The organism is Microcoleus sp. Pol10D4 (assembly GCF_036701555.1).
Lineage (GTDB): Bacteria > Cyanobacteriota > Cyanobacteriia > Cyanobacteriales > Microcoleaceae > Microcoleus.
In genome coordinates, this window is the sequence record NZ_JAUBRA010000022.1 from 51,622 (window position 1) to 71,413 (window position 19,792).

At 46.1% G+C, this 19,792-nt stretch carries 13 protein-coding genes; 2 read left to right on the top strand and 11 right to left on the bottom strand.

The features are described from left to right. Nucleotides 1-261: 261 nt before the first annotated feature. From QUA36_RS13590 to QUA36_RS13620, 7 genes are all read right to left on the bottom strand, one after another. Nucleotides 262-1,746 carry a DUF697 domain-containing protein gene (locus QUA36_RS13590; protein WP_333457995.1) on the bottom strand — a complete coding sequence of 495 codons (1,485 nt, stop codon included), beginning with the start codon at nt 1,744-1,746 and terminating at the stop codon, nt 262-264. Between the two features lie 198 nt (nt 1,747-1,944). After that, the gene (locus QUA36_RS13595; RefSeq protein ID WP_333457997.1) at nt 1,945-2,553 is read right to left on the bottom strand and encodes a Uma2 family endonuclease; all 609 of its coding nucleotides are present in this window, start codon (nt 2,551-2,553) and stop codon (nt 1,945-1,947) included. A gap of 279 nt (nt 2,554-2,832) precedes the next feature. Then, the gene (locus tag QUA36_RS13600; RefSeq protein WP_333457999.1) at nt 2,833-4,281 is read right to left on the bottom strand and encodes a slr1306 family protein; all 1,449 of its coding nucleotides are present in this window, start codon (nt 4,279-4,281) and stop codon (nt 2,833-2,835) included. A gap of 31 nt (nt 4,282-4,312) precedes the next feature. Next, nucleotides 4,313-4,477 carry a hypothetical protein gene (locus QUA36_RS13605; protein ID WP_333458001.1) on the bottom strand — a complete coding sequence of 55 codons (165 nt, stop codon included), beginning with the start codon at nt 4,475-4,477 and terminating at the stop codon, nt 4,313-4,315. A 54-nt stretch (nt 4,478-4,531) separates the two neighbouring features. Next, a complete protein-coding gene (locus QUA36_RS13610) occupies nt 4,532-4,954 on the bottom strand; it encodes a thioesterase family protein (RefSeq protein WP_333166772.1) in 423 nt (140 codons plus the stop codon). A gap of 275 nt (nt 4,955-5,229) precedes the next feature. After that, the gene (locus tag QUA36_RS13615) at nt 5,230-6,312 is read right to left on the bottom strand and encodes an ATP-dependent 6-phosphofructokinase (protein WP_333166770.1); all 1,083 of its coding nucleotides are present in this window, start codon (nt 6,310-6,312) and stop codon (nt 5,230-5,232) included. Between the two features lie 310 nt (nt 6,313-6,622). Next, nucleotides 6,623-6,865, bottom strand: coding sequence for a hypothetical protein (locus QUA36_RS13620; protein ID WP_242720156.1), 243 nt, complete (start codon nt 6,863-6,865; stop codon nt 6,623-6,625). 137 nt (nt 6,866-7,002) lie between these two features. On the opposite strand from QUA36_RS13620, the gene QUA36_RS13625 reads away from it, so the two are divergent. Next, the gene (locus QUA36_RS13625; RefSeq protein ID WP_333371805.1) at nt 7,003-7,509 is read left to right on the top strand and encodes a hypothetical protein; all 507 of its coding nucleotides are present in this window, start codon (nt 7,003-7,005) and stop codon (nt 7,507-7,509) included. Between the two features lie 154 nt (nt 7,510-7,663). After that, nucleotides 7,664-8,482, top strand: coding sequence for an FkbM family methyltransferase (locus tag QUA36_RS13630; protein WP_333451697.1), 819 nt, complete (start codon nt 7,664-7,666; stop codon nt 8,480-8,482). A gap of 460 nt (nt 8,483-8,942) precedes the next feature. Here the strand turns inward: QUA36_RS13630 and QUA36_RS13635 are convergent, their stop codons facing one another. The 4 genes from QUA36_RS13635 to QUA36_RS13650 all read right to left on the bottom strand — a co-directional run bounded on the left by QUA36_RS13635 (nt 8,943) and on the right by QUA36_RS13650 (nt 19,657). Continuing rightward, entirely contained in the window at nt 8,943-10,523 is a 1,581-nt protein-coding gene (locus QUA36_RS13635) for a glycosyltransferase (RefSeq protein WP_333458004.1), read from the bottom strand. A 121-nt stretch (nt 10,524-10,644) separates the two neighbouring features. Continuing rightward, on the bottom strand, nt 10,645-12,087 hold the full coding sequence (gene xylB, locus QUA36_RS13640; protein ID WP_333458006.1) for a xylulokinase: 1,443 nt from the start codon (nt 12,085-12,087) through the stop codon (nt 10,645-10,647). A gap of 21 nt (nt 12,088-12,108) precedes the next feature. Further along, nucleotides 12,109-17,997 carry a PAS domain S-box protein gene (locus tag QUA36_RS13645; RefSeq protein ID WP_333458008.1) on the bottom strand — a complete coding sequence of 1,963 codons (5,889 nt, stop codon included), beginning with the start codon at nt 17,995-17,997 and terminating at the stop codon, nt 12,109-12,111. A gap of 163 nt (nt 17,998-18,160) precedes the next feature. Then, complete coding sequence (locus tag QUA36_RS13650) at nt 18,161-19,657, bottom strand: mannitol dehydrogenase family protein (RefSeq protein WP_333458010.1); 1,497 nt, start codon at nt 19,655-19,657, stop codon at nt 18,161-18,163. Nucleotides 19,658-19,792 lie beyond the last annotated feature (135 nt).

Sequence of the window (19,792 nt, forward strand, 5' to 3'; positions counted from 1 at the left end):
GGTCTTCTCACCGGATCGTCTTGGATTTTACATTCTTTATCTCTAGCACATCTTTAGAAAAATGGTATAAGGCTTCATCATTTAAATGATAAAGATATCGCCGCCGAATTAAATTGAGAGCGGCTTTATCGACTTCTGTAATTTCGGGTAAATCTGTATACCATTCTGGGAAAAATCCCTCCGATTCAGTTCGCGTAATATTGAATCGAGATTCAACATCGGCTAAAGTTTGAATGATTTAAGTAAGGGCTGTTGTTTGTGTCATATTTTAAACTCTTGCTGCAAGCGATCGATAATTGTATTACGCTCGATGGTGGCGAGAATTTCTTGAATTACCGTATCTTGTCCCAAGGGGCCCCAGGTGCAGCCTTTTTCTAAGTAAACTTGGGCGGCGCGACCGACAGCGTAGGTTCCGTAAGCTGCTAGACTAGCTTGAGTTACAGCGACTCCGGCAAAAGTAGAAAAGCCGATGTGCGGGGCCGCAGCCGCCGCACTTTTGCCAAATCCCAACAGAAAACTGCTACCCAATTCTCCCAAAAGTACGCCGCCAGCACTGGAAAAAATAGTCTGCCAAAGTTTCCCCGCTTCGTAACCAGTCATGGGTAAGCCGTAAAGTCTGGATAAAGAGCGAATTAAGGCTAAATCTGCGACACTTGCTCCCATTACATCCAAGAATGCCACTGGATTTAAACCGACAGCCAAAGCTTTATATTTTGCAAATTGCCAGATTAAATCTTCGGCTTCTGTTTGTCGCAATTTGAGAACGTGACGGGCAATGTTTGCTTCGGCATCTCTAGCTTCAACTAAAGCATTTAAAGCGAGGAGCGATCGACCTTCTCTGTTAAGAATTGTGAGAATTTTATGTTTGAGTTCGTCTATCTGCGCGGGCGGCGACTCCCATTCGTTAGTGACTCTTCCGTCTGACCATTCCACCCGCACTTGCACCGGCGCTGGTTCGGCGGCTACCATGACTATTTCTAATGATTTGGAAGTTTTAGGGGGTGATTTTGCAGTAGATTTATCGGAGGAGTTGTTTGGGCGATCGGACAAATTTTCGCTATCTGTTTCCTCTGTTACCGCAGCGGCTGCTAACTCTTCAGAATTTCCCAGCGCTTGCAAACTTTGGTAAATAGCTTTTCTGTCTAATTCTGGATACAGGTCAATTTTATTAAAAACTAAAATTACTGGTTTTTGAGCTGTTTGCAATTCGCACAGCGCTTGATATTCTGTGCGGGTGATATCGCCTGCAACGACAAACAGAATTAAGTCAGCTTGGCGAGTTACTTGTTTCGCCATTTCGCCGCGCACTTCGCCACCAACTTCATCAAGTCCGGGAGTATCGATTAATTCTACTTGCACCGCTCCTTTCCCCCCCTTGGCAAGGGGGGCTTGGGGGGATTCCTCGCTGTCAAGGAAGGATAAAGGCACACTCCAGCGCACGGAACGCGGCCACTGAGTCACGCCGTTGAGAGGGCCTGTTTGCAGAATTTTGTGACCTAAAAGCGCGTTTAATACGGCTGACTTGCCGCGGCTGACTAGGCCGAAAGTAGCAATGCGGATTATGTTGTGGTCTAGTTTTTCTGAGGTGGAAGTTAAGATATCTAACTGATATTGCAGCGCCGCTTCTAATTCTGTATTATTCGAGTTTTTTTTGCCTTGGCGCAGGTGGGAATAGCGCGCCAGGGCTTCGCGCAAACTGGCGCGGGCAAGGGATAAGCGATTTTCTTGAATAGAATTGTCAGCCATTGGCGATCGGCTTTTTTAAGCAGGTATAATTGATCGTCGAATTATAAATCCTATTTCTTATTTTAATACACTTTTTCATAAATTTATAATTTTTTAGTTGTGAGTTTTCCAAAAAATATTTAACGGGATACCCCGCCCGTTTCACAATAACAAAAAATTTTTGTGGGACAGGTATCTTGCCTGTTCTTTTCCCTAACACTAGGCGCCGCCTCGGAAAATTTGATTGACGTTCAGCTCCATATTGGGAAATGTAGGTGAAATAATGCGATCGCTCCCTCTGAACTGTGTAATCCTATACTCTTCGTCCACAAGGTGACAAACCGAAAGCGTGGGTTGTTTGGGGTCGCCAATATGACGTATACCGCCGAATCCAGCATAATCCGCAATCCAATATTCGAGGATGCCCATCATTTCGTAATCTGCCAACTTTTTGAGATAATCGTCGCGCCAGTTGGTACTGACAACTTCAACAAGTAGCGGGATAGAGGTTCCTTGGGTGATTGTTGCTGACTTCAACCATAAGGGTTCAGAGGCTAAAGCCTGACGGTTTAATAGCAAAACATCAGGAATATATCCTGTATCTTTAGCTGGGGGCTTAACTAGCGCTTTCGAGGGAATGCGGTATGGAAGTTGCAGTTGGGTGTAAAGCAGCGTAAATTCTTGAACAAGGTATGCTGTGATATCTTCGTGTTCTCCTGTGGGCTGCATTTCAACCATTACCCCATCGTGAAGTTCGTAGGATTTGTTATCGGGTTTGTCTTCTATAAATTGTTCAAAGGTTACTATTTTTGGTTGAGTTTGTATCATCGTGCAAACTATCTTTGATTGTATAATAGAAGGAAGAAGCTAGAAGGAAAATATTAACTGGTTTCCAGCCTCTGCCGGGGAACAGGCATCTTGCCTGTTCCACAACAGAAAAACTGTCTTGTGGCACAGGCATCTTGCCTGTTCATTTACAGCACTTTTCAGGTAAGTGAAGTACAGAGAAACCGGGTTTCTTGAATAAAACCGATTTCTGGCGAGAAATCCAGGAGAAACCGGGTTTCTGGGGTGTACTTCATAAACCTGGAATCCGCTGTATTTTACTTAATTGACCGCCGACTTAACAGTTTCGGGGCCAGATACCTGAGATGAAAGGCGACTCGCCACTTGGTTGACGAAAGATTGCAAGAAGGAAACTTGCTGATTTTGTGTAAATACTGCTTGCAAAGTTTTAGTCAACTGGTCGATATTTAAAATGCCTATTGCAGCATTCTCCCCTTCTCGACTTTGGAAATATTCAATTAAACTCAGTCCAGCTATTCTGGTAAAATATGCTGCACTAATTCCCTGCACCGCGCCTCCGGCTACATAGGTGACAGCATTGCTTTTCAGCAGTCCAGTAATAGTTTGGGTAGACAGTTCTACTAATCCCAATTTGAACATTTGATTAGCCAAAGTTGCAGCTACTGTCTTAGCTTGGTCTAAGGAAAACTTTTGCTGGTAGATAGCGCCGAGATCGATTACGAGTTGGGTGCTGATGGCGGTTGTTGCTAGCAAGTCTAAAGCTGGAACCGGGTTAGTAAAGACGGCGGCGGCGGCGATGTACTGATATTGTTCGATAATCGGAATTGCCCGATCGCGCCTGACCGCATTTAATAAGGTTTTTGCCTCTAGCTTGATACTTGCAGCCTCGCGGACTGCACTCGCCCAGACCAACTGTTGCCGTTCTTCAGTTAAGATTTTAGTCAATCTTTCCGTCAGCCCGTCGAGTTGAGAGACTTGATTTTCAATCCGTTCTTTAAATGTGCCGTCCGCTTGGTGCTGGCGCACTTTAATAGAATTGGGAGAAGCTGCGATCGCAATTATCTCTTCTGTCCCCAATATTCCTTGCATTTTCTGCTGCAAAGAGTTCAAAACCTGCGACTGCTGTTCTGGCAAATATTGGTCTTGTTTGTTCCAGACTAGCAGCACGCGCTGACCTGCCGAAGCTAGCTGAGATAATGTTTTAAATTCGGAATCGGTGATATCGCCCGCTGTTACAAACAGCACTAAATCACCGCCGATTTTGGCATCGGCATTTGTATTAGCAAACAGCGCTGCTGTTTCTTCTAAACTAAGCTTTTGCGGGTATTGAGATGCCCAATTAGAATTTAAAACTTGAATTAAGGCAGTTTTGCCGACAGCTTTACCGCCAGTTACGGTAATCCGCAAATCTTGTCTGTCTAATTCGGTTCTGAGCCGATCGAGCTTTGCTGTTAGATTCACCGGATCGGCGGAGTTTGGAGCTTCTGAAGCCAGCAATTTAATGGCGGCTTCGGAAGTCGCGATCGCTTTTTCGGCTGCTTCCCGGTTCGCCAGGGGTTGCGGGAGTGCGAGTTCGAGTTTGGGGGATTGTTGCTTCCACCACCAATACCCCGCACCGGCAGCAGCCAAGCCGATGAGTGCCGTTTCGCCCATTTCTGAACCCGAATGCTGTAGAGTTTCCAGCAGCCACAGCGCTGCTGAAAGTCCTATTCCGCCTATTAAAATCGGTCGCCGCAAGTTAAGTGTCATTTTTTCCTTCCTGTGGGTATTGTCACCAAGCTTAACCTTCGCCGGCTTGGCCTCCCTCCCTATATTCCATCGTACCTCTGCGGCATCCAAACTGGCAGGCGGGCGATCCGACTTTTTGCGATCGGAATTTGCTGTCTTGGCGACAATCAACTTTTTGCACTTCTACAAACGGGGAATAGGGGACTGAAGTTCTCACTACAAACCAATATATTTTTACAGGATTTTGCAAATAAAATATTTATTTTTTTCTCTATGTTGGTAATGCTTGAGATTGTGATTCAAAAATATCAATTATTTGTTTGGGAATTGCTCGCGGGCGCATGGTGGTAACTTCAACCCAAACCCAAAGCGCCTCTGCTTTTAACAAGATTTCGTCACTTCCAGCTAAGCGAATTTCGTAGCGGCGGACAGCGCGCGGGCCGCGCATTTGTTCGATCCAAGTGGATATCTCCAATCGATCGCCCGCGGCTGCCGATCGCAAATAGTCAATCTCTATCCGTCGCATTACAAAGACGCCGCCCAATTCCCGGTAGCGATCCAGTGTAAATCCCAAGTGTTCTAAATGTTCGATCGCAGCGTGTTCTAAATAATGCTGGTAAACAGCATTATTTACGTGACCGAGGGCGTCCATTTCGTAATGGCGCACTCTAATTTGTGCAGTAAATGGTGCCAATTTCTCACCTTTCCACTTGTTGCGGTATTTTGTAGTTCCGAGTGCGATCGCACTCTGGGTCGATACTCGCTCGGAACTGATTGCAAGTTACACTAATATAGTTGAAACGTCACTGCTTCCAGGTTAATCTTAGTCCTGGAAGCACAGACGGTCATCACCTTGGTTTTTTACGACAATACACTGGCTTAAAACCCTAAGTCTCGGTTGAAAAACCCAGTTTCGTGGTTCTGAGTGCGTCCCCGACTAAACCTTTGAGAAATCAGACGGGTAATTGTTTAGTCTCCCAGACAAATCCCTAAACCACGGGCCGTTTTAACCAGAGTACCATTGAACTCTACAGGTCTGTATTTGGCGATCGCATCTTCCAGAGGAACGCTCACAACTTCCCGCTTTTGCCAAGATACCATGCAGTCGTATTTCTCTTCGGCAATTAAATCCACTGCTGCGACGCCAAAAGCCGAAGCAATTAATCTTTCTAGCGATGAAGGAGTTCCTCCGCGTTGAATATGTCCCAAAACAGTGACGCGAGTTTCTGCACCGCTGCACTCAGAGATTGTATCAGCTAAATACTGACCAATTCCGCCTAATCGACTTTGACCTAAGCGATTTGTGTGCATTACTAACTCGCCTTCTTCAGTGCGAACCGCCTCCGCTACTATAATTAAACAGTAGTTTTTTCCCCGGTCTTGGCGTTCTTGGATTTGGGCACAGATATTGGAGATTTTGTAAGGGATTTCGGGAATCAGAATTATATCAGCTCCCCCAGAAATTCCGGCACTGATCGCAATATGTCCAGCGTCGCGTCCCATGACTTCAACAATTATGACGCGACTGTGACTGGCCGCAGTAAAATGCAAGCGATCGAGTGCTTCAGTCGCAATATTGACCGCAGTATCAAAACCGATGGAACGCTCGGTAATTCCGACATCATTATCAATAGTTTTAGGAATAGCAACTAAATTCAAATTGCCGTGTTGAGCAATCTTCCTGAGAATGGCGAGACTGCCGTCACCACCAATGCCAATTAAGGCATCCAAACCTAGTTGATGATAGCCTTCAATAATGTCGTCAGAACGATCGCGTAGAGTCCCATCTGACATCGGGAAGGCAAAAGGATTGCCCTCATTTGTCGTGCCTAGCATCGTACCGCCAATGGTGAGCCACGAGTCTACTTTCTCAATATCCAAGGGAATTGCTTGAGGGGGACGACTCATCAATCCCTTCGTGGCTTGACGAATGCCCATCACTTTCCAATTGTAAGTTCCCGTTGCGCGGTGGACAACGGCTCGAATAACTGCGTTTAAGCCTGCACAGTCACCCCCGCTAGTGAGGATACCGATACATTTTTGTTCTCCCATAATTGCCCGACTTTTGTTACTCCGAATATGAGTTGATACTTTTAGATCCCGATCGTCCAATCTTTATTTTCGACGTAAATAGGCAAGCGAAAATAAACTTTACCCTGTAACAGAATGTAAAGCTATCATAACTTTTGTGATGGCTTTCATAAGATATCGCTCCTTTGGGGAGCGTTTCACTCGTTTTTGACTACTTATGTATTTTCAAGCTTCATCGACCTAATTGAGTGCCTCATCTCTGACGCATTCCACAAGTTCGATCGCCCACTAAGTAGCATCACCAATCACCGTCTCCAACAAAACATCAATTTTACTTGGGATTGAGGCGTTTAGAAACTTGGTTAATTATACCGCTGAGAATAGCACCGCCCATAAGAATTCCCAGGGCGGGATTAAATACGGGCTGCCAGAGACTATACCACAAATCAAAACCGAGATTCACGCCAGTTGATCGACCCGCTACTGCGATCACAAACCACCCAAAAATGGCAAAGACGAAAAACACATCAGCTACTAAAAGCAAGTTAAGCAAGTTAAGAAATTTATCTTTCATTGTCGAGGGTTCCTTTTGAGTGTATATGTGTCAAGTTTTGGCAAGCGGTTGGTAATAGAGCAGATTGATAGCTGCAACTGGCGATCGAATAAAGATAAAATATCATTCAATTGTTTTCGCGCACAGGCTGTCAAAATATGGTTCGCTATACACTTCCTCAAAGCCCCGAAATTATTTTAACTGTCAAGGGGAAAGATTCAGCCAAAGCCCGGGAAGAAGCGATGGATCGGCTGATGGATCTCATGGATGAGGGCAAGCTGCCTACGGAACTCGTGGAGGGATTTGGGCCCAAGCAGTTTGTTGAAGTTAAGGATATCGAAGATGCTGCGTCTGACGGCGAGGATGCGATTACTGAAGCAGTCCAGATTTTGAGCAATTTGGCAAGTCTCAAATTGAAAGTCATGGAATCCCGCGAAGAAGCACTCAAAATCCGGGCGGCGATCGACATTTTGTTTACAGATGAGGCTGTGAGTGCCGAGGAAATTGGTCGTTTGAAAGATGGTTTCAAGGTTCTAAAAAACTTTGCTCAAGCTAACGTCCGCTATCGAGAAGCTAGAAGCAAAGCCGAAGAAGCGCGGGCTATTCTCGACCAAGCTTTGCAATCTGTCGAACCGGAAAACAAGGCGCAGAAATCCGCAAAATAGTAGGAGGTTGCGTTAAAGCCTATTTCTGTCATGGCGATCCGAAACGAAGCAATCGCCGAGGTTTGCGATTGCTTCGTTTCTTGATTCGGACATACAATAACTCTGCTGCAAGACATAATATTAACTTTATCCACATTGAAATCAGGAAAAAATTGTGAGCCAACAACAAACAGGAATTCTCAGAAACTCGATGTCAGGCAGCTTGCTGCTGGCTAAACAGTTAGGTTTTGAACCCAAAACTGTGATTGATGTCGGTGCCGCATTGGGAACTTTTAACCTTTACGAAACTTTCCCCGATGCGCGACATTTGCTAATTGAACCAATCGCCGAAAATGAACCTTACCTCGCCAAAATTTGCCGCAAACTCAAAAGTGCAGAATACATTATTGCAGCAGCAACCAAAGAATCGGGAGTTTTCACCCTCAACGTCAGTCCCGGTATGGTGCATTCTTCACTTTCTGAAAACCGCGCTACTGACAGCAGTAATCCTTATTTGAGAAACATACCAGCCATTACCCTGGATGGAATATGCAGAGAAAGAAACTTGCCAGGCCCGTATTTAATTAAAGTTGATGTAGACGGAAAGGAATTAGATGTTTTAGCGGGAGCAACTGAAATTTTGCAGCAGACTGAATATGTAATTGTAGAAGTTACTTTGTTCGGTCAGATGTATGATGTAATGAGTTTTATGAAGTCCCAAGGATTCGCAACTTACGATATTGTTGATTTGTCATATCGCCCGATTGATAAGGCTTTGTGGCAAGTTGACATGGCTTTTGTGAAGGAATCCGGTCACTTCAGAAGAGAGAAAGGTTTCGCGACAGGAGAGCAGGATATCCAAGCACTTAACTCGCATCTCAAAGCTTATCGGGAAAGTTTCATCCAACACATTGAGACTCATTACAGCGACCCAGTAGAGCCGGAACCACAGGTCACTCAAGCTGTTTTGGGCGAAGATTATGTCATCATTTAACTCAAGTTCCTTCCATTTGATACCCAATCCGGGTCGCACTTCGCACGCTTATTTAATTAATCCTCAACATCTAAAAAACTGGTTTTCTAAATGCTGCTATTGTCGTCTATAAGCTTGCAATCTGCTGTAAATTGGCTTTCATTGGATTATCAGAAAGTGGGAATGCACTAATGCGGGCCTCACCATGATAAAAACATCAATGCAGCTAAAAACATTAGAGATGAGGGTTGACGAATTTTAGAGTTAGGGCATACCTCCGTAGCTTCTGGAGCTACAATAATGCCAAGTAAAGGCACTGCTTTTACTCGGCCTCAAGCTGTGAAGGAAGAATCCCCCGTCACAGGGTAGCTTGACAGAGGAGTGTGAACTACCACAATTAATCCCAAGGCGCTTTTGTTGTGAATCGTTGAGTTGCTGGCGATCAAAGTTGTCCACCATCAACCAATGGAGGCTCTCACTTCTAGTTCTTTAGCCCAAGGTATTGCTGCCAAAATATAGTAGATGTAATTTCCTTGGAAGCTCTTTTCCATTGTGTACTTACGGATGACCATTCACTACGACTTTGAGCCGCAACTTTAAACCACCTCGTCAAAAGCTTAACACCAGCTAATTTATCTACTTCCTTTTGATTACTATAGCTTTTACTCAGCTTGATAATGCTTGAGTGAAAGGTTTCTGGATCAGTATTTTTGAGAAAATCTGGGCCTTTCATATAGTCTTCAAAAGCTTGTATTGCCACCAGTGCACGATCGCAATCAAATGTTGCTAAAGCCTGAATTATGACTTTTGTAAGATGCTTTACTGCATCCATATATCTTAGGGAATAATGGATAGCATAAGCTGCAAGATCGTTGCGAGTATAATAATAATTTTCCCAATTTACGTTTTTGGCAGAAGCTGGTAGATGCCACACCGCCAGTGAGGGAAAAGCTACAATTTTCTTGCCCAGCTCTTTTATTCTTAAACCAAACTCTACATCATCTATTTTGATAAAGAAAGGCAGCGGCAATTTAATTTCGTCAACAAGTTCCTTAGAAAAAGAGAAAAACCAAAATCCGCCATAGTCTATATCTTCTTCCTTGAGCAACCTGTTGAGACAATTAGCATCTCGTAAATCGAGGTTCTTATTTACAGGAGTTAATGACCCAGGCCCAAATCCTCTATTTTTAGAATAGGCGTTGTACAATGCTCCTGCTTCATACAACATATGCTTGTTCTGTAAATCAAGCAGTGCGCCAGCCACTGCAAAATCAGTCTTGGCGTACTCATACAAAGAAATTAACCTATAAATACATCCACTTTCTAACTCTATATCATCATCCATAAGCAAAAAATGAGAGTAGACGTTCTCCTCTAGAGATTCAACTAGCCCTCTAGTAAAACCACCACTTCCACCCGCATTTATATTGGGAACCAGTTTCAGCTTTTGCTTATTGAAATCCGCTTGGTCTAAAGTTTTACCATTATCAACAACAAATAATTTGAAGTTCTTGGTCTCTAGTAATTTATCTTGAAAAATCGCAGCCAATGTATTTTTTATAAAAGTTTCTTTTTTGTAGGTGCAAATGGTAATCGCTAACGATACTTCTCTGGTTTTATTTTCATCAGTTGCTATCCACCCCTCTTTAAATGCACCCTGTTCACTAGAACAGGTTATTTCAAAATATATTCTGCCAGCATTTTCATTTTGAAGGAGATTTACTGGTAAGATTTTTACAGGCTCTGAGAATTGACAGTTTTCAAACTTTTGTTCAGAAATAATTTCTCTTTTGTTTTCTCCGTTAACTTCTCTGTAAACAGAAACTTTAAAGTCTCCTTCAAGTCTCAGCGAATAGTATATAGAGCTAAGAGTTGTATATTGAGTATAAAACTTTTCATAAAACGAATTAAAGTAAGAATTTGAGGATGCAATACCCCCCTGACTTAAGACAACTTTTTTTTCATCTTCCTGGTAGTTGATAGATGCAGATTCATTACACTGTATGTATAAAGCAGAAGCATCGGCTGATTTTGGGAGATTGATTCCACTTAGTATATTCATGTAATATCTACCTCTTTTGTTAGTAAACTCTCTTTTTTTATGAGACTGATATTAAACGGTCTTGCTTTAAGAATAATTTGTAGATAGCTTCTAACACGTCTTCCTTGAGGCATAACTCCTATCAAGTTTTTTTAAGTTGTGGATAAAGCGCTTGATATCGCATCCAAGCCTCTTCTAGGATGGGATCAACAGATTGCGGAGTTGCAGCAAGCATTGGTGTGGCTGCCAGTTTGCTCGTGTCATTAGCATCTGCGTATATGCCAATTCCTATACCCGCTAGTAGAGCAGCACCACGCGCGGAAGCAGCAGCAACTGTAGTTGCATAGAGGGGTATTCTCAATACATCAGCCAGTAATTGTTTCCAAGGCATTTCTGCCGTTCCACCGCCTGCTAAACGCAGTTCTGTCGCTTTAAAACCTGTTGCTTCAAGTGCCTCAAAACCTTCTCGCAAGGCAAAAGCAACTCCCTCTAAAGCTGCCCGCATCAGGTGCGCCTGTGTGTGATGAAGTCCCAGCCCCACCCATGCGCCGCGTACATAAGGGTCAAGGTGTGGAGTTCGCTCACCCGTGAGGTATGGCAAAAATGTCAATCCTTCACATCCTGGGGGAACAGAAAACGCTTTAGTATAAACTTGCTGCCAGCTCAAGCCGAGGATACCTCGCACCCACTCCAGCGCTAACCCGGCATTTTGCATTGCTGCAAGGGTGTACCACTGGTTAGGTAGGGCGGTTCGATAGAGATGGGTACGACCATGACGATCGATAATTGGTTGCGATCGAGGTGTAATGATTTGAGCGCCTGTGCCGATCGTTAGTTGAACCAATCCAGGCTCTAGCAATCCGTTACCAAGCGCCGCCGCAGCGGTATCCGCAGCACCAGCAATAACCCGTAAGCCAACAGGTAAGCCGAGATGCTCAGAAGCAACAGTTGTTAGGTAGCCTGCGATCGCACTAGAGGGGATAATTTTTGGTAAGCAATCATAGCGTAGATTCAGGGCTAAGATTGCTTCCCCAGCCCAGTTGTCCGACACAACATCGTAAAGCAAAGTACCGCTAGCATCAGATGGTTCGGTTGCGACTTCTCCAGTCATCCGTAACCGCAGCCAATCTTTGGGCTGGAGTGCCCAACGCGCTTCGGTGTAGACATTAGCCTCGTGTTCTCGTAGCCACAACAAAGTTGGGCCCGCCATTCCCGCCGTAATCGGGTTGCCCAAGCCCTCTAGAATAGTGGCATCGAGCGAATGATAAGTGTTCAGCGTGGCACTAGAGCGAGTATCCGCCCAGAGGATAGCAGGGCGCAGGGGCTGACCCGACTCCGAAGCTAGGACAACACCGTGCATTTGCCCTGAAAGTGCGATCGCCTGTACCTGATCAGCGTGATTTCCTACTGCCTTCCTAACAGCCTCGCCAACCGCTAACCACCAATCCTCCGGCTCAGTCTCAGCCCATCCAGGATGGGGTGCATGAACGGGATAGGAGCTTGACGCCTCACCTATAACGGTTCCGTCTGTCGCTAGGAGCAATGCCTTAGCAGAGCCTGTTCCTAAATCTATTCCAAGCAGCATGATAGCTAATCCTCAAATCATTCAGTGTCTTAGCAAACGGGCGATCGCTTTTACCAATTCCTCTGGTTCGACAGGCTTTGAAATATGCATCTGAAATCCGGCAGCTAAGGCTTGCTGCTGATTGATTTCTCCAGCATAGGCAGTAAGTGCGATCGCAGGAATCGTGCCTCCCTGTTGGGGTGACCACTTTCTAATTTGCCGAATCAGGGAATAGCCATCCATCTCTGCCATCCCAATGTCACATAAGAGCAGATCGGGGATAGATTGATTCAGGAGGGTCAACGCCTGTGCAGCCGAAGCCGCTGTCGTAATTTGTGCGCCAGATTGCATCAGGGTGAATGCTGCCAACTCTCGCATATCTGCATCGTCGTCCACAACCAAGACCTGAATACCTGCTAAGTCTGCCGCACTTTCTGGGTGCCTGTCATCAGAAGAGGGTTCCGGTTCTACGAGGTTTAACGGTAGCCGGATGATAAATGTAGCCCCTAAGTTTTGTCCTAAGCTGTCTGCTTGAACGGTTCCTCCATGCAGTTCGGTAAAATGACGGACGATCGCCAGTCCCAATCCCAATCCGCCGAAGTGTCGGGTTATTGTGCCATCTTCTTGACGGAAGTAGTCAAACACATGGGGTAAGAAGTCTCGTCTGATGCCTTTTCCAGTATCTTTGACTTGAATCTGAGCATACATACCCACCTGCTCTAGTTGCACCTCGACTCGTCCTCCGGTTGGGGTGAACTTCACAGCATTGGAGAGGAGGTTCCAGACTACTTGTTGGAGGCGATTCGTATCACCTGAAACCGTTCCTGAAATAGGATTAAATGTGGTCTGGATTTGAATGTGTTTGGCTTCGGCTGCCAGTCGTACCGTTTCCCGTGCAGCCTCAATCATTGCCGCTAGATTCACAGTAGCGACGTTTAACGTCATTTTTCCCTGCAGAATGCGCGAAACATCCAACAAGTCCTCAATTAATTGGGCTTGCAGCTTGGCATTGCGTTCGATCGTTTCTAGGGCTTGCTGGGTTTTTGTGACATCGAGTCGCCCTGTTCGTAGCAATTTTGTCCAGCCCAGAATCGGATTGAGGGGCGATCGCAACTCGTGGGACAACACCGCCAAGAATTCGTCTTTAATCCGGTTAGCGGCTTCTGCTTTTGTGCGATCGCGTTGAGCCTGTCGGTACAACTGAGCATTGTCGATCGCCAAAGAAGCACGACGAGCCAATTCCTCTGCCAGTTGCAAATCTGCTGAGGTGTACTGTCGTCCAGATTCGGCACACACAAAGGAAATGACCCCTATAATTCGTGCCTGAGTTCGTAGTGGCACCGTCATTACCGATTTGAATCCAACCTGCCGCAGTATTTCCAAATGCTTTGAATCACGCGCTGCCTGTACCAGCAGTTCATCGGGAATCTCCGGCAGCAAGTCAGATTGCCCAGTTCGCAGCGTCAATGCAGTACCGCGAGGGTCATCCGGGTTCAGCGGATACTTGTCTCTAATCTGATATGCCCATTCCAGTTTAGCCGGGTCGATGTGAGCAACTGCAATCTGCTCGATCGCACCATCCTCTTCTATGATGTGAACCGTACACCAGTCCGCTAATTCCGGCACTGTAAGCTGCGCGACTTGCTCCAAAGTAGTTTGATAATCAAGTGAGGATGCAAGCACCGCACTTGCTTCAGAGAGAAAACGTTGGGCAAGCTCTAACTGCATCCGTTCCGTCACATCTACCACATACACGAGAATGCCTTCGACCTGACCATTTGAGTTAACGGTCGGAAGATAGTAAACGTTGTAGTAACCGGGACGGCGATCGCTGCGTCCGGGAACATTCACCGCCAAGTTGGGTGAAGTGAAGGGATCGCCCGTGGCGTAAATCTGATCAAAGACTTCAACTAATTGGGGGTCGGACTGACCAAAAATATCTAGAATTGAATAGCCTAAGTGTTGCTCGCGGGTTAATCCATTAATTTCTGCTAATGCTTCGTTAATGGCAATAAATCGCTGCTCGGAATCTAACAGAGCAAGTCCCACCGGAGACGTGTCAAAAATAGTTGCCAGTTGGCGCTGTGCGGCTTCTGCTTCGGCCCGTGCAAGACGCTCGCGTTCTAAAAGTTGTTCTCGTTCTTGTTCTGCATACTTGCGTTGCGTCACATCCAGCACCAGCGATAACACCGAAATCATCCGTCCCGATTCGTCCCTGAGACTGGAGTTATACCACTCGCAATGCACAAGGTTGCGAGCTTTCGTGTAATTGCGGTTGTATGAAAAAATATGGGGTTCTTCACCATAGACCAGCCGTTGGCAGACTTCAGTCACCGATTCTAGGTCTTCCTCAAAGACAAAAGGTATCTCTGTTAAAGATTTGCCTAGAATTTCTTCGGCTTTCCAGCCCAAAATGCGCTCTGCACCAGCAGACCAGCGAATGATTTCAAAGTCTCGATCCCATTCAACGACTGCCATAGGAGAGTTTTCAACATGGAAGTTGAGCTTTTGTAGGGCTTGACGCAATGCCTCTTCTGCTTGCTTGCGTTCTGTGATATCAATGACAACTCCGATCGAGTGCTTGGGATTTCCCTGAGAATCATAAGTAAACTGTCCTCTCGCTTCGACCCAGTGAATCGAGCCATCTGACCAACGCAGGCGATATTCATGGTGATACTCCGTCTTGTCAGCTATGCCTTGCTGAAGTTTTGCTTCAGCTTGTGCTAGGTCATCAGGATGAACCCGACTTGCCCAAACTTCATAGCCCGGTTCGCACTCATTCGGTTGAAGACCCAGCACCATGAAGTGTCCTTCTGACCAAAGCAATGTATCGGTCTGCATATCCCAGTCCCACGTTCCCATGCGTCCGACCTTCAGCGCGAGTTGCAGATGAGCTTCACTTTCTCGCAATTCCTCTTCTGCCCGCGATCGCTCCACGGCTAGCCAGGTTTTTTGAGCAATTCGCTCCATCAGCACCACATCTTCCTCCGTCCAGTGGCGAACAGAGACATGGTGCAACACCAACAAGGCGACAAATTTCCCCTCTTTCACCAATGGAACACATAGCAGAGACTTGGTTTGGATTGCATCAAAGGTAGCCGCCCCAACTCCGGCAGTCCGAGGATCGCGATCGACATCATCTACGACGATTGTTCTACCCTGCTTTAATTCCGCAATGAGTTTAGGGCCAAACGAATTCAGGTGATGTCTACCCACTACGCTGATTACACCATTGCAATAGTCGCGATCGACAATCACATATTCCTGAGTAGAATCAATTTCGCCGTAGGTACAGCGAGTGACACTAAAGTGTTGCCCTGTAGCACAAACCACCTGCCACATAATTTCCTTCGAGTCTTGAATGGCACGAATCGCATCATTCAATTCGATTAGGAATTGCTGAATTTCTTCTTTCTGCTGGAGGTTCTTGAGCAGTTGTTCAATTTGTTGCCTTGCCCGCACCTGGGCTGTCACTTCAATGTTATAAATCAACACACCCTCAATGGTTCCCTCAGCATCTCGCCAAGCTGCAAAGATGCAGTGGAAAAATGCTTCTTCCAACACTCCATCGCCGTTTTGATCCCAGTAAGTAGGCGATTCATTCACAATGAACGTTTCTCCCGTCCGGTAAACGCGATCGAGCGCTTCAAAGTAAATTTGTCCCTCTAGTTCCGGGAAAACATCCCGTATTGATTTCCCGATAATGTCTGGAGTGCGCCCAGTCCCTTGCAGGTAGGTGGGATTGGCAAATTCATACACAAGATCTGCACCTTTAACAATGGCAATCATGGCAGGCAATTGCATCAGGATGTCATGCAACCGCTTGCGTTCGGTTTCGGCTTCGAGTCGGGCAGATTGTTCTCGTTTTAAAAGGCGATCGCGCTCTGCTTCGATTTGTTTGCGCTCTGTAATATCAACGGAAACGCCCATCATGCGAACTCCTCGCCCCGTCTCATCCAGATAGACTCGCCCCGGACTATTGATCCAGCGCACAACGCCGTCTGGACTAATTACCCGATACTCCTGCACATAGGACTGTTCTCCTCCAGTGACTGCCCGTTGGGCCGCTTGGATCATCCGTTGTCGATCGTCTGGATGAATGAGCGCAAAAAATTCTTCTCCCGTACCTTCGTGAAGACCCCAAATGTCTAGAGCATTGGCAGAACACACGATCTGATCGGCCTGCAAATCCATATCCCAGACAACCATCTGAGCCGCTTCAAGTGCTAATCGCAGGCGCTCTTCGCTCTCTCGTAATGCCTGTTCAACTTGTTTGTAATCCGTCACATCACGAGCAATACTCAGTACCGTTTCGACAGAATCTTCACTGGCAAATTCGGGGACAATACGCGCCTGATACCATCGAATACCATTTAGAGTCGGAAACTTAAATTCAATCGTCTGTTCTTGGCCGGTTGCAAAGACTTGCCGTAAACTATCATGCCAAACACGATAGAGGTCTTCTGGCATTCCTAGCTCAACATTGGTCTTGCCAACAAATTGCTCTGATGGAATACCTGTTGCCACTTCTACAGAAGGGCTGACATAAATATGGCGAAATTCTGCATCAACTCGGCTAATAATGTCTGGGGAATTTTCAGCTACCATCTTGAACTGTTGCTCTCGCTGCCGCAGTTCTGATTCCAAGCGTTTGCGCTCTGTTAAGTCGATCGAGAAGCCTACACCTAAATCGTTAGATCCCCCTAAATAGGCACTCCCAATTAAAACGGGAACCAGGCTACCATCTTTACGAATGTATTCCTTCTCAAACGGCGCATGGCGACCAACTTGTTTCATCTGTGCCATTGCTTGTTGGTCTAAATGCCGAAACTCCGGTGGAGTAATCTCAAGGAAGTTTACCTCTCCCAATAAAACTTCTTCTCGCGTGTAACCTACCGTGGCAAGCCAAGCGTCGTTGACTTCTAAAATATTGCCTTGAAAATCTCCGATGATGATGCCGATGAGATTTGCCTCAAATAAACCTCGTAGCTGCGATTCACTCTCGCGTAAGGCTTGCTCTACACGTTTGCGATCGCTCACGTCTTGGAAGATAGCAACGGCTGCAACAATCTGCCCTTGGTTATCTAAAATCGGTGCTGAGTTGACGTTAATGAAAATGCGGCTACCATCATTTCGATGAATTTCTATCTCTTCGTTGGTGACGACCTCACCTGTTTTTAGCGATCGCGCCAGAGGATACTCATGAGGGGCATAGACTCGACCATCTGAGCTAAAGGCTTCAAATGGAGTAATAGGAACATATTCCTCAAGCTCAAGCGACTCTTCGTAGTCATACCCAACAATCTGCTTGGCTTGTTCGTTCGCCAGAACTAACTTACCGGATGCTGCATCGGCAATGATGACGCCAGCAGGCATTTGTCGCAACACAGCTTCAAATCGGGCGCGTTCAATTTCCAACTCGTGCAACAACCGTTCTCGTTCTGCCTCCGCTTGCTTGCGATCGGTCACATCTCGAAAATAAACAGTTACCCCGGCTGGAGAGGGATAGGCATTTGCCTCTAACCAACGCTGAATCGGTTCCCCAAATTCTTCCCAAGAAACAGGGACTTGTTCCGTCATTGCCCGATGGAGTTCCTGATATGCAATTCCACCGACCAACTCAGGAAAAACCTCATTCCAAACGTGCTTTCCCAATAACTCTTTTGGCGTTTTGTACAGGATTTGAGCCGCCGCACGATTCACATAGGTGTAGCGCCAGTCGCGATCGAAGGCGACAAAAGCATCCGTAATGCTTTCCAGAATGGTTGCTACCTTGCCCTCAGTTTCTTGGGCAGCGATCAAATGTTCGCCTTCAAGAGTGCGGGCAAAGCGTTCAATGACTTCAGAGCGAGAAATTCCTCGCCTGTAAGCCTCTTTATCGAGCGATCGCCATGCTGTATTAGTCAGAGATAAGCTCACTCGTTGTTTCATCTCCGAGTTCCAATTGCTAAGAAACTTGCCTGTGGCGTCGCGCTTCATGAAAATTCATCCGTATACATACACGGTCTTCTCTATTGAACCTGAGTTACTCACTCAGGAGAATCTGCCTTAAGATAGATGCTTTGGCGAGAGGCAATACGGATGCGGATGGTGCTTACGACAATCGGGCTAGCGTTCCTTTAGCACCAAACTCATGCAAACTACGCAACTGGTCAGCAACAGCCTCGACGAAGCGTGGCGCCTGTACTAAATCTCCAAAAATTTCAGATAGGCCCAGTAATGGTCTGGGATCTAATTCACTCAAACTGGCGCGTTGAGTGAGGATGTCTGCTAATGGATCATCTATGGAAATAGGTTGCCCTTGTTCATCATGACTATTGATGTATCGACACCAAGCAGCAATCGTCAAACTTAGGTAATCGATCGCACCTTCAAGTTGTAATTTATCGCGGATCGAGCCCAAAACAAACTTAGGAATTTTGGCTGATCCATTCAGGCACAGGCGCGGAAGCTGATCGCGAATTTTGGGATTAGAAAACCGTTCAATTAAAGTTTTTTTATACTCGTCTAAATCAATCCCCGGAACAGGTTGGAGCGTTGGTGTCACCTCGTCCATCAGATTAGCAACTGCTTGCTGAAACAAGGGATCAGCCATGACTTCATAAACGTAGGTATAACCTGCCAGAGAGCCGAGATAACCAATCAGCATATGGCTGGCATTGAGCAGCCGAATTTTCATCATTTCATAGGGATGAACATCCTTAGTCATCTGTACGCCAACGGATTCCCAATCGGGCCTGCCTGCACAAAAGGTATCTTCGATTACCCACTGAATGAAAGGCTCCGCGACGCATGGAAACGCATCATCAATACCAAACTGTTGGGCGACCATTTGGATATCTGCTGGGGTTGTCAGCGGAGTAATGCGATCGACCATGCAGTTGGGAAACGCAACGTGTTCAGCAATCCAACTTCCTAAATCTGGATCGCGCATTTGGGCAAATGTCGTTAGCATTTTCCGCACCATGTTGCCGTTGCCCTGGATATTGTCGCAGGACAAGACTGTAAAGGGTGCCAACCCCTGTTTACGGCGTTCTTCGAGTGCCGCTGTCAAAAAACCGTATGTCCCAAGTGGTTGGTCAGGATGTTGCAAATCGTGCTGCATCGTCGGGTGGTTTACATCGAAATTGCCACTTCCTTCAATGTAGTAGTAGCCGCTTTCAGTGATCGTTAGAGTAACGATTCGGCATTTGGGATCTGCTAATGCTTCAATAACTGCTTGACGATTGTCTGGTGCAAAAAGGTATTGAGTGATTGAACCGATGACTCTAGCGCGATCTCCTTCTAGCGATCGCTCAACTAAGGTATACAAACAATCTTGGGACAGCAGCGCATCCCGCATTCGCCTGTCATAGTCATTGTCAATCAATCCAACACCACAAATTCCCCAATCACTACCAGGATTCTGATGGAAATAATCATCAAGATATAGCGCTTGGTGCGATCGATGAAATCCACCAACCCCAATATGCACAATTCCATTAGTAATTTGATGGCGATCGTACTTGGGTACGCGCACGTTTCCAGGTAAACGAGACAGGGATGCTTGATTCAGCTTGATTGTTGAGTCTGTGCTGGTATTGCTGTTCATCTTAATTCATTGCCTTGTGATGACGGCTTATTATCAGTATTGCAAAATGGGTGAAAAAGGTGGAGCCAATTTTGGCGGATCTGCATAGGAAGTCGATCGCAAAACCGATCGCCGATGAAGTTGTCGCCCAGGCTC